The sequence below is a fragment of the Streptomyces sp. NPDC057438 genome (assembly GCF_042802995.1).
In the GTDB taxonomy this organism is placed as follows: domain Bacteria; phylum Actinomycetota; class Actinomycetes; order Streptomycetales; family Streptomycetaceae; genus Streptomyces.
In genome coordinates this window covers 21,280-32,779 of record NZ_JBHVDD010000100.1, presented here as the reverse complement: position 1 = coordinate 32,779, position 11,500 = coordinate 21,280, and the positions used below count along the sequence as shown (strand labels likewise).

The 11,500-nt window shown below is 72.3% G+C and carries 9 protein-coding genes and 1 tRNA gene; 5 read left to right on the top strand and 5 right to left on the bottom strand.

All coding sequences use genetic code 11. From position 1 onward, the window contains the following. Window positions 1-135: 135 nt before the first annotated feature. Window positions 136-603 carry a GatB/YqeY domain-containing protein gene (locus ACFU5F_RS36255; RefSeq protein WP_383896914.1) on the bottom strand — a complete coding sequence of 156 codons (468 nt, stop codon included), beginning with the start codon at window positions 601-603 and terminating at the stop codon, window positions 136-138. A gap of 425 nt (window positions 604-1,028) precedes the next feature. Here ACFU5F_RS36255 and ACFU5F_RS36250 point away from each other — a divergent pair, with 425 nt between their 5' ends. From ACFU5F_RS36250 to ACFU5F_RS36240, 3 genes are all read left to right on the top strand, one after another. After that, complete coding sequence (locus ACFU5F_RS36250) at window positions 1,029-1,958, top strand: metallophosphoesterase (RefSeq protein WP_383896912.1); 930 nt, start codon at window positions 1,029-1,031, stop codon at window positions 1,956-1,958. Between the two features lie 187 nt (window positions 1,959-2,145). Then, window positions 2,146-2,979 carry a Pr6Pr family membrane protein gene (locus ACFU5F_RS36245; RefSeq protein WP_383896910.1) on the top strand — a complete coding sequence of 278 codons (834 nt, stop codon included), beginning with the start codon at window positions 2,146-2,148 and terminating at the stop codon, window positions 2,977-2,979. Between the two features lie 29 nt (window positions 2,980-3,008). Further along, a tRNA-Pro gene (locus ACFU5F_RS36240) sits at window positions 3,009-3,082 on the top strand. Window positions 3,083-3,914: 832 nt separating this feature from the next. On the opposite strand, the gene ACFU5F_RS36235 is transcribed toward ACFU5F_RS36240, so the two are convergent. The 3 genes from ACFU5F_RS36235 to ACFU5F_RS36225 form a co-directional block, all read right to left on the bottom strand. Continuing rightward, window positions 3,915-4,862: a hypothetical protein gene (locus ACFU5F_RS36235; RefSeq protein WP_383896907.1), complete on the bottom strand. Its 948-nt coding sequence runs from the start codon at window positions 4,860-4,862 to the stop codon at window positions 3,915-3,917. Window positions 4,863-5,775: 913 nt separating this feature from the next. Beyond that, window positions 5,776-6,492: a TIGR03943 family putative permease subunit gene (locus ACFU5F_RS36230; RefSeq protein ID WP_383896904.1), complete on the bottom strand. Its 717-nt coding sequence runs from the start codon at window positions 6,490-6,492 to the stop codon at window positions 5,776-5,778. Next, window positions 6,489-7,493, bottom strand: coding sequence for a permease (locus ACFU5F_RS36225; RefSeq protein ID WP_383896901.1), 1,005 nt, complete (start codon window positions 7,491-7,493; stop codon window positions 6,489-6,491). Before ACFU5F_RS36225 ends, ACFU5F_RS36230 begins: the two co-directional genes overlap by 4 nt. Window positions 7,494-7,688: 195 nt before the next feature. Here ACFU5F_RS36225 and rpmF point away from each other — a divergent pair, with 195 nt between their 5' ends. Together rpmF and ACFU5F_RS36215 are read left to right on the top strand one after the other, a co-directional pair. Beyond that, entirely contained in the window at window positions 7,689-7,859 is a 171-nt protein-coding gene (rpmF, locus tag ACFU5F_RS36220) for a 50S ribosomal protein L32 (protein WP_037702654.1), read from the top strand. Between the two features lie 11 nt (window positions 7,860-7,870). Then, entirely contained in the window at window positions 7,871-9,070 is a 1,200-nt protein-coding gene (locus ACFU5F_RS36215; RefSeq protein ID WP_383896898.1) for a GTP-binding protein, read from the top strand. A 152-nt stretch (window positions 9,071-9,222) separates the two neighbouring features. Here ACFU5F_RS36215 and ACFU5F_RS36210 read toward each other — a convergent pair whose 3' ends face one another. Next, the gene (locus tag ACFU5F_RS36210) at window positions 9,223-11,187 is read right to left on the bottom strand and encodes an NAD-binding protein (protein WP_383896917.1); all 1,965 of its coding nucleotides are present in this window, start codon (window positions 11,185-11,187) and stop codon (window positions 9,223-9,225) included. Between the last annotated feature and the right edge of the window lie 313 nt (window positions 11,188-11,500).

Genomic DNA, 11,500 nt, shown 5'->3' with positions numbered 1-11,500 from the left:
CCTGGAGAAGGGGCGCCCCCACCGCCGTTGTGCCGGAGCGTGGGAGCCGGGGGCTGCCACCGGGGCCGCCTGCCGGGACTGGTTGTCGGGGCCGCCTGCCGGGGCCGCCTGCCGGGACTGATTGCCCGGGAGTGCTCAGGCGCCCGCGAGCTGCTGCTTGACGAGGGCGGCGACGCGGCCGCCCTCGGCGAGCCCGGCCACCTTCGGGTTGACGATCTTCATGACCTGCCCCATCGCGCGCGGGCCCTCGGCACCGGCGGCCCGGGCCTCCTCGACGGCCTGGACGACGATCTGCTTCAGCTCCTCGTCGGACAGCTGCTTGGGCAGGTACTCGGCGAGCAGCGCGCCCTCCGCCTTCTCCCGCTCGGCCGACTCGGGACGACCGCCCTGGGCGAAGGCGTCCGCGGCCTCGCGGCGCTTCTTCGCCTCCTTGGTGATCACCTGGAGCACCTCGTCATCGGAGAGCTCGCGCTTCTCCTTGCCGGCGACCTCTTCCTTGGTGATCGCGGTGAGGGTCAGCCGGAGCGTCGCGGAGCGGAGCTCGTCGCGCTCCCTGATGGCGGCGTTGAGGTCTTCCTGCAGCTTCGACTTGAGCGTGGTCATGGGGCCGATTGTCGCAGGTGTGGTGTGGGGAGCGCGCCTTGATTTCGCTGGTGTGTGCGGATCGGGGCCGGTGTGCGTGCGGGGTGGGTGGGGTTTGCGTGCGGAGTGGTTGGGGTTGGGGTGTGGAGCGGTTGAGGTGCTGGTGCGGGGTGCCGAGAACTCGGGTGTTGAGGACTCGGGTGCTGATCGGGAGGTCCTGGGGGGAGGGCCTGGGGGCCGTCGGGCATCGGTTGTGTGGGCAGTCCGGAGCAGGGCCGACACGGGTCAGGCGCGGGTCCGGAGCGGGTCCGGAGCGGGTCCGGAGCGGGTCCGGAGCGGGTCCGGAGTTGGTTGTCCACAGGGGGAGTTGGCGGTCGCCGAATGGGGGGCCGACAGTTGTCCACAGGCGTGCGCTCGGGTTCGGCGGGGTCTGACACGATGGACACATGCAAGCGCGATACGGAGTACCTCTGGGGATCGCGGCGGTCGGTGCCGCCGGTGTGGTGTATGCGGCGGGCATCGAGGCCCGCTCCTTCCGACTGCGGCGGGTGACGGTGCCGGTGCTGCCACCGGGCATGCGGCCGCTGCGCATACTCCAGGTCTCCGACATCCACATGGTGAGCGGGCAGCGCAAGAAGCAGCGCTGGTTGCGGTCCCTGGCCGGGCTGCGCCCGGACTTCGTGATCAACACCGGTGACAATCTCTCCGACCCCGAGGGCGTCCCCGAGGTGCTGGACTCGCTGGGCCCGCTGATGGAGTTCCCGGGCGCCTACGTCTTCGGCTCAAACGACTACTACGGCCCGACCCTGCGCAACCCCGCCCGTTATCTACTGGAGAAGGTCCAGGGCCGCCACGGCCTGAACGGCAACAAGCCGGTGGTGGGCGCCGTCCACAACCCGTGGGAGGACCTGCGGGACGGATTCGACGGTGCGGGCTGGCTCAACCTCACCAACACCCGCGGCACGCTGAAGATCGAGGGCATGTCGGTCGAGCTGACCGGCCTCGACGACCCGCACATCAAGCGGGACCGCTACGCCCGCGTGGCCGGCGGCCCGTCCGACTCCGCCGATCTCTCCCTGGGCGTCGTGCACGCTCCCTACCTCCGCGCCCTCGACGCCTTCACCGCCGACGGCTACCCCCTCGTCCTCGCCGGTCACACGCACGGCGGCCAGCTCTGCATCCCCTTCTACGGCGCCCTGGTCACCAACTGCGACCTGGACACGGACCGGGTCAAGGGTCTCTCCACGCACACGGCCGACGGCCGCACGGCGTACATGCACGTGTCGGCCGGCTGCGGCACGAGCCGCTACACCCCGGTGAGGTTCGCGTGCCCGCCGGAGGCTTCACTGCTGACGCTGGTGGCACGGAAGGGGTAAGGAGGAGGGCAAGCCGCGGGCAGGAAGGCCGGAGTCGCCACTGGCGGGGTGGCAAGGCGGGGAAGCGGAGTGGCTGCCTGGTCCGGCGGTGCCGTTGAAACCAGCGCCAAGGGCAAGCCAGGACGGGTCCGCCTCATCCGGATCATCCCGAATGGCCCGTTTCGTCGGAGCGTCCTAGCGTGAGCGCATGACCGCACCGATACCCCGGGACATCCCCGACCTGCCCGCGATCTCGGGCATCCCCGCACCGGTGACATCCGTCGTGCCCGCGACAGCGGTGGTGGCACCGACACGACGAGCGCCGACGGCGGCGTACCGCGCCCTGGTCGCACTGGCGGCGGCAGCGGCCGTGGTGATCGAGATGGTGCTGGGCAGCCCGCTTCGGGCGTTCAGCCACTTCGCGGTCCAGAGCACGGCCCTGGTGGCGCTGGTCTTCGCCACCTCGGCCCGCGGCGCGTGGCTCGCCCGCCGGCCCCTGCCGTCCTGGCTGACGCTCGGCACGGTTCTCTACGCCGTGATCACGGCCCTGGTCCACCACCTGATCCTCACGAGGGACGCGACGCCCTTCTCCATGACGATGACGTCGACGGGGGCCCCGGCCACCCCCGCCGGCTGGCTCGCATGGACGGACGTCGCCTTCCACACCGCCATCCCGCTCGCGGTGGTGGTGGACTGGCTGCTCCTGACCCGCCCGGCACCGCCACGCCTGAGCCACGCGGCGGCATGGCTGCTCTACCCGCTGGCCTTCCTGGCATTCACCCTCGGCCGAGCCGCCCTGGTGACCCCCGACTGGCCGGCCCCGTACCTCTACCCCTTCCTGGACGTCGACCGCCACGGCTACAAGAGCGTCCTCGGCAACGCCCTGCTCCTGGGCCTCGCCTTCTATGCCCTCGCCCTCCTCCTCACCGTGGTCGACCACCTCCGCCCCGACCCCGTACACCCCCGGCGAGGCCGCCCGGACCGTCCCGACCGACGCCCCGAAAACCGGATTTCGTCTCCGGCCAACGGTGGGCTAAAGTAAACGACGTCGCCGCGACGAGCAGCGACAATCGGGGTGTAGCGCAGCTTGGCAGCGCGCTTCGTTCGGGACGAAGAGGTCGTGGGTTCAAATCCCGCCACCCCGACAGTTGAGTAGCAGTTCAGAGGGCCCTCACCGAATTGGTGGGGGCCCTCTGGCGTTGCTGTGAGTGAGTGACGAAGCTGTGTCGGGCTTCTGAGGCGTTGGCGCGTTGGTGTTGATCTTGACGACGGGTTTGAGGGCCTGGTGGAAGGTGTGGCGGGCGTCGGCCCACCGCGTCCAGGTGGCGGAGCTCGCGGTCCTGGGCAGCGGGATGACCTCGGAGGTGTGTCCGTACCGACGGGCCGTTCGTGCGCATCGCCGTCGGCGTAGGCGTGGGTGGGTGCCGGAACGCGTGAGGCTTCAGGTTCTCCGCCTCCCGCAGGTGTGGGGCTGTGCGCGGAACGGGTCCGGTGTGGACGGTGGTGTTCATGTGACCGGCACTGGCCCGCAGACTGAGCCTGCACGCCTCCACCCTGCACCGGTACTGCTCCGGAGATGCGCGCGCTAACTCCCCGGAGATGCGCGCTCGGAGCTGCACCGCGGTGGATCACGGTCTACGCCGCGCGGCAACGGTCGTAGTCGGCTCGAGGCGCCGGTCCGGTCGGCTGGATCGGCCCCCAGGTGTCTCCACGGCCGATTTGCTGCCGCTCGCGGGGACGGCGCCCGCAGGACCGAGGGGCGCTCCAGCGTCCGTGGTGATCTGGAGCGCGCGTGCCTGCCGGGTGCCCCCGATCCCCGCCGCCAACGTGGTGGCAAAACGGCGGCTGATGCGAGATGAGGGGGTCCCTCGGCGCCGGGGAGGGGTCTCTCCAACAGAGTGGGGGTGAGCCGTCGGCGCTGCCTGTCCCCCCGCCTCCGGCCGAAGCTGGAGGCGGGGGGGCGGAGCGGCTGCGTCCTCAGTGGGTGGTCCTCGTGCGGATGTCGGTGATGTCGCCGTACACCGGCTCCAGCTTCACGACGAGGTTGGTCCACACCGACGGCGTCTCCCCTCCGCCGAAGGCGTGGGTGACGACGATCTCGCGGCTGTTGCGGCCCTCGCTCACCGTCCAGTCCACGGGAACGTTCTGCGCGCGCAGGACGCCGTCCGCCTTGTTCTTCTTCTCCCATGCCGTCAGTCGCTTGGCGAAGGCGGGCGTCAGATAGTGCGCGCGCAGCGCCTTGACCAGCGCGGTGTCCGGGCCCGGGTAGCCCTCCTTCGCGTCCACGTACGCACCGAAGAAGTCGGCGACCCGAGTCACCGACTCACCGGTCCTGCCGCTGACCGACCGCACCGCGGCGGACGCCTTCGTGGACGCGTGGGCGGCCACCTTCGCGGAGGCTTTGCTCGTGGCCCGGATGTCGCTGATGCCGCCCAACAGGGTCTGCTTCACGACGAAGCTGGTCGTCTTCGTCGGCGACTCCCCGCCGCCGAAGGTAAGGGTGACGACGATGTCACGGCCGTTGCCGCTCTCGCTCACCGTCCATTCCACCGGGACGTTCTGGGCGCGCAGGAGACCGTCCGCCTTGTTCTTCTTCTCCCATGCCGTCAGTCGCTTGGCGAAGGCGGGCGTCAGGTAATGCGCGCGCAGCGCCTTGACCAGCGCGGTGTCCGGGCCCGCGGCGTCGTCCTTCGCGTCCACGTACGCACCGTAGAAGTCGGCGACCCGAGTCAACCCGTCGCCGTTGAACCCGGTGATCGACCGCGGCGTGGCGGACGGCTTCGCTGATGTCGAGGCGGGGGCGGGGGTGGCGGCGGCCTGTGCCGCCGCCTGCGTCGAGACACCGAGTCCGACGGCCAGGACGAGGCCGGCGGCGAAGGCCGCACGGCGGCCCGGGCGACGACGTGTGTGAGTGTTCCTGATCATGTCGTGGCTTCCTTCATGGTGAGTGGTCATCAGGGTCGCTCCCAGCCGGATGTCCCCGCCCCGAGGTCGTGGGGCGCCGGGCGCCGCAGGGCGCCGCTCGACGTCGCACACCGGCACACGGATGCCGGGGGCACACGGGCACTCGGGCACACGGATGCCCGGTACGCAGGCACGGGAGGAGTCGTCACCAGGCTGTACCGGGGCCTCGATCCATCCCGGCCGGTGCGACACCCACAGCTTCGAAGACACCGAGGAACCACCGCAACCACCACCGCCCAACCTGCGACGACGCAACCGTCCCACCCACCCTGAGCTGCGCAGACACGCACTGCCTGAGACGGCGTCCTGAGATGCGGAGACGGCCCCGAGCCGACCCCGGCGGGGGACGCAGACCGAGCCCGGGATGGAGCGGGGACTCAGCTGCGGCGGGGGCTCAGCTGCGGCCGGGCGGGTGCGTGCGTGATGGTGGGGCGTCTTTGCGGGCGCTGTGGTGGGGGTCCGTATGCGCGGTGGTGCGGCTTGGGCCCGGACTTGCTGGGCTCCCCGCTCGTCGGACACGCCGAGGCGGTCGTGCCGCTGACCTACGGTCCGGACGGCGGGGACGACAACGGTGCCCTCCGCCTCTGGGCTGTCTGCCTCGGTCGGCGTGCGAGCCGCCGTGCGGGGGTGGCCGACGCCCGCGCGGGCGGACATCCGTCCTACGTGATACCGATCACAACTCGTCAACCCAGTCGAGCAGTCGGCTCCCGTCCGACGACCAGCCTTGTTAGCCTTGGCCATAGCCCGGTCGCTGGTGCATCCCCCGTCGCCAGCGACCGGGTTCTTTCATGTCCACGGCGCCTCCGATGCCTCTGGCATCTCCGGCCCCGTGGCGGGTGGGGCCGCCTCTGCCGCCCCGTACACCCCCGGCGCCTCAGCCGTTCCAGGCCTCGTCGTACGGGTCCTGCGGTGCCTTCACCGGCTTGGTGGCGGTGACCGTGAGGTACGGGACGGCGGTGCCGTTGAGGGGGTCCTCGGTCCGCTTCGGGGTGTAGGTGCCGGTGACCTCGATCCAGGTGTCGGGACGCAGGACGGCCGGAAGTTCTCCGGTGAGGGCGATCTTGACGGGCTGGGCGTCGGCGGCACAGCAGTTGAGGGCCATGCGGACGAGGTACGGGTGGCCCGAGCCGTCCAGGGCGAGGAACCCGGCGATCTTGAGCGGGCGGCCGGAGAGGGCGCGACCCTTGTCGTAGACCGCGCGGCCGGCGTAGTCGGCGACGCTCAGCCGGAGCGGGCCCTCGGCAGGGAGGGCGGGGTAGCCCCAGGGCTGCTCCTGGAGTGCGCTGCCGGTGCGCATCGCCGTGTAGGACCCGGCGGCGGGCGGGGCGACCAGGACGAGGGCCAGCAGGGGCAGGACGAGCAGCCAGGAGACCCGGGGTTCGTGGTGGCCGTGCTCCTCCTCGCCCCGGCGCCGCGCCCGGCGTTCGTACAGGACCGTGGCGACGGCGGCGGCTATGAGGACGACGCCCGCACCGATGAGGAGGGGGCGCAGGCCGGCCTTGACATAGCGGAGGTAGAGGTCGGTGGAGCCCGCGTGCAGGAGGGCACCGCCGGTGAGGAACAGGATGACGGTCTGGGCCTGACGGTTCACAGGAACACCGCCCCGACCAGGGCCGACACCAGGATCGCGAGGGCGAAGGTGGCGGGGGCGAAGCGGAGCGCGAAGGCGCGGCCGAAGGTGGCGGTCTGCATGGCGAAGAGTTTCAGGTCGATCATCGGGCCGACGACCAGGAAGGCGAGCCGGGAGGTCAGGGAGAACTGGGTCAGGGAGGCCGCGACGAACGCGTCCGCCTCGGAGCAGATGGAGAGCAGGACGGCCAGTACCGCCAGGGCGAGGATCGCGATCACCGGGTTGTCGGCGGCTGCGTTCAGCCAGCTCGCCGGGACGACCGCCTTGAGGGTGGCCGCCGCGATCGCGCCGACGACCAGGAACCCGCCGGCGTGCATCACGTCGTGCCGGACCGAGCCCCAGAAGGCGGCGCCCTTGCTCTGCCCTTCGTAGGACGGGCGCTCGGGCGGGCGCATCCACTCACCGCGGCCCAGGCGTTGCCACAGCCAGCCCATCGTGCAGGCCACCAGCAGGCTCGCCACGAACCTGGCCAGCACCATCTCGGGGTTGCCGGGGAAGGCCACGGCGGTCGCGGTCAGGACGATCGGGTTGATCGCGGGGGCGGAGAGGAGGAAGGCGAGCGCGGCCGCGGGTGTCACGCCCCGGCGTACGAGCGCGCCCGCCACCGGCACCGAGGCGCACTCGCACCCCGGCAGGACGACGCCGGCCATGCCCGCCGCCGGTACCGCCAGCGCGGGGCGTTTCGGCAGCGCGCGGGCGAAGAAGGAGGCCGGGACGAACACCGCGATGGCCGCCGACAGCAGCACTCCGACGACCAGGAACGGCAGGGCCTGTACGACCACCGCCACGAAGACCGTCATCCAGCTCTGCGTCACGGGCGCGGACAGCAGACCGCGGAGCGGACCCTGCGCCACGACCGCCAGGACCAGCAGCATGGTGAGGACGAGCGGTGGGTCGAGATGCCGACCGCGCTGGGGCCCTTCCTCCTCGGTTCGGAGGGCTTCTTCCTTGGTTGTGGCCACGGGGGACGGTACCTCCGTAGGGAACGGCTGGGCCGGGCGGGGCCCGGTTCGGCCCCTTCCTCCCATACGGCGCCGATGACGGGGTTGCTCACGGTCGCCGGGGTGTCGTACCGCACCGAAGACCCCTTTTAGTAATGGGATCCATTTTCATGTAGCGTCCGGTCCATCACCTGTGAAGCCCTGGAGGAGGACCCCATGGCCGTACCCAAGCGGAAGATGTCCCGCAGCAACACCCGTCATCGTCGCGCCCAGTGGAAGGCGAGCACGCCGCAGCTCGTGCCGTTCACGGTCGACGGCGCCACCCATCTCGTACCGCAGCGACTGCTGAAGGCGTACGAGCGCGGGCTGCTCCACCCCGAGGGCTAGGGGCGGCGGCCATGGCGTACGAACGGCTGCCCGTCACCGTCCTCTCCGGGTTCCTCGGGGCGGGCAAGACCACCCTGCTCAACCATGTCCTCGCCAACCGCGAGGGGCTCCGTGTGGCCGTCATCGTCAACGACATGAGCGAGGTCAACATCGACGCCGCCCTCGTGCGCGGCGGCGAGGCGGCGCTGTCGCGCACGGAGGAGCGGCTGGTCGAGATGACCAACGGGTGCATCTGTTGCACCCTGCGCGACGATCTGCTGGAGGAGGTGGACCGGCTGGCGCGCGAGGGGCGTTTCGACTATCTCCTCATCGAGAGTTCGGGGATCTCCGAACCGATGCCCGTCGCCGCGACCTTCGCCTTCGCGCGCGACGACGGGGCCACGCTCGGGGACCTCGCCCGGCTCGACACCATGGTCACGGTCGTCGACGCGGTGAACTTCCTGCCGGAACTGGCGGGGGGCGACGAGCTGGTGGCCCGCGGGCTCGACCAGTACGAGGACGACGAACGCACCGTGAGCGATCTGCTGATGGACCAGGTGGAGTTCGCCGACGTGATCGTCCTGAACAAGCTCGACCTCGTCGACGCGGCGACCGCCGAGCGGCTCGCGGCGACGCTGGCCCGGCTCAATCCGGCGGCGCGGATCGTGCCGGTCAGCCATGGCCGGGTGCGGGTCGCCGAGGTGCTCGGCACGGGGGTGTTCGACCTCGAACGGGCGCAGCAGGCGCCGGGGTGGGTGCGGGAACTGAACGGGGACCATGTGCCGGAGACCGAGGAGTACGGCATCTCCTCGACCGTCTTCCGGTCCGAACTGCCCTTCCATCCGGCGCGGTTGTGGACCTTCGTGACCGAGTCGCTGGACAGCGGGGACTTCGGGCACGTCCTGCGTTCCAAGGGGTTCTTCACGCTCGCCAGCAGGCCGCGTGTGGTGGGACTGTGGTCGCAGGCCGGGTCCGTCGCCCGGTTCGAGCCGTCGGCCGCGCGGGACGACGAGACGCCGGACGCACACGGGACGCCGTACGCGCAGGAGGCCCCTTACGCGCAGGAGGCTCCTCACGCACAGGAGTTGGTGTTCATCGGGACGGGCTTGCGGGCGGATGCGCTGCACTCGGCGCTCGCGGGCTGTCTGGTGAGGGCGGAGGATGTGTCCTCCGCCGCGGGGTTCGAGGATCCGTTCCCCGCGTGGGAGACGCACGGGGTCGCCTGCGGGTGAGCGGGGTGCCTGGTCGGCTGTGGGTGCGTGGGCTGTCCGGTCGGCCGCGGATGCGTGGGGGCTTGTCGCGCAGTTCCCCGCGCCCCTGAAAAGCAGGGGCTGCGCCGCGCGCTTCTCAGGCCCCAGGCCCCCAGGTCTACCCACGCCCCGCGCTACGCGCCCGTCACCGCTCGTCTCCCCAGCAGCTCCGCCAGGCCCCGTCGCGTGGCCGCCAGCACCACGCGGTCCTCGGCGCGCAGGACGTAGGTGGGCGGCAGGTCCCAGACCAGGCCCGACCCCGGCGCGCCCGGCGGTCGCTCGGTGTCCGGCTCTCCGGGAGCGGCCGTGTCGAGGGCCAGGACGCGCCACGCGCCCGCCCGGAAGGCCTCCGCCACGGTTCGGCCCTCCAGGCGGGGGTGGCCGCGGACCTCTACGGCGGCGAAGAGGAGAACGCGGCGTTCGACGGGGATCGCGCCCAGGATCTGGCGGCCCATCATCGCGCCGGCGAAGGCGGGCGCGGCGAGATGGGTGACGCTGCGGCTGCGGGTGAGGGCGCCCGGGTGGGCGGCGCGCAGGGTGCGGTAGACGGCGGTGGCGAAGTCGTCGTCGTACAGGCGCAGGACGACCCGCAGGTCGGGGCGTACGGAACGGGCGTACAGGCCGGCTTCGAGGTTCGTCGTGTCGGAGCTGGTCACGGCGAGCAGGGCGTGGGCGCGGTGAATCTTGGCGGCCTCCAGGACGCCCTCCTGGGTCACGTCGCCGAGGATCACCGGCACCCGCAGGCGCCGGGCCTCCGCGAGGCCGCGCGCCTCCGGGTCCTCCTCCACGCACACGACCGGGATGTGGAGTTCACGCAGGCGGGCGAGCACACGGGTGCCGATCTTGCCGAGCCCGAGGAGGACGACGTGCCCGGAGAGACCGCGCGGCGGCTTGCGCAGGGCGGTGCCGCTGCGGAAGGTGCCGAGGGCCTCCAGGACGGCGGCCAGGAGCACCGGCAGCAGGAGTAAGCCCATGAGCCCGGACAGGAGTTGCAGGATCTGGCGGGAGTCGCTCTGGTCGGTCGCCGGGTCGGCGATCCCGAAGAGGTCGAGGAGGGTCGCGTACGTCGCCTGGAGCGGGTGCTCCCCGGTGATCACCATCTGCGCGACGGCCAGCGCGAACACGCACCCGATCATTCCCGCGAGCGACCACCGGAGCCGCCGCGAGAGCAGCGAGCCGAAGGCGCCGAGCGGACCGCCGCCCGCCCGGCCGGGCGGCAGCGCGGGTCCCGCGTAGCGCACGGTGTCGAGCACGACGGTTCCGCGTCCGGCGGCCTCCGCCACCGCCCTTTCGTCGGGCAGGAGTTGGGGGCCGCGTGACCCACTGCCCTCGGAACCCTCCGTTCCGGCTGGGTCGTTGGTGGTCGCGGACAACAGGGCGAGCGTGCAGAGGCCTCCCGGGCTCTGGCCGCCGCGGCCGGGCGGGCGTTCCACGGCCCGCAGCATCAGTCCGTCCGTCTGCACGACCTTGCTGGTCCCGGCTACGGCGGTCGCGGCCAGCGCGGGCGCGGCGGTGTCGGCGTCGGAGAGGACGGTCGTCGAGGCACCGAACCCGTCGACCCCGTCGGCCTCGCCGTCGCCCGCCGCCAACGCCGATGCCTGGTCGAGCAGTTCTTCGATGTACTGCCCCAGGCGGCGGTTGTAGAGCCGTAGGACCAGCCGCAGACGAGGGTTGAGGCGCCGGGCGGTGAGCGCCGCGCGGATGTTGGTCTCGTCGTCGTCGTACACGAGGGCCAGCGCGGCGGCCCGCTCCACCCCGGCCTCGGCGAGCACCGCCTCCGTCGCCTCCCCCGCCTCCAGGACGCGTTCGCCGCCGTCCCGGGTGCGGGCCTCGCCGGTCCGGGCCTCGCCGGTGCGGGCCTCGCCGGTGCGGGCCTCGCCGGTCCGGGTGCCGGTCACAGGATCGGTGGCGCCCGTGGCCCGGTTGACCGCGGCCGTCATCCGGTCGAGCAACGCGGCGGCGGTCCGGGCGCGTCCGACGACGGGCCGCTGCGCGACCCGCGCCGTGGGCGGCACGACGAGCGTCACCTGCTCCCGGTACACGGTCCGCAGTTCCGCGGCGAGCCGGTGCGCCAACCCGTCGTCCCCGCAGACGACCATGTGGGCGCCGGAGTCGGCGGCAGGCCGGCCGCGCCAGCCCCTGCCCGGGGCGGGTTGCCTGCCCGCGCCGAGCGCGCCCGACGGCGCGCCCTGACCGGGTGGGACGCCCGGACCGGACGGCGTACGCGGGCCGGGCGCCGTCGTTGCCGGGTCGGTCACCGTCGTTCCCGGGCTAGGCGCCGTCGTTGCCGGGCCGGGCACTGTCGCGTCCGGGCCGGTCGTCGGCGTCGGGGCGGGCGTCACCGCCGGGTCGGAAGGGTCGGCCCGGCCCGGCCGGCCGCCCGAACTCGCCCGTCCGCCCGGACCGTTACGG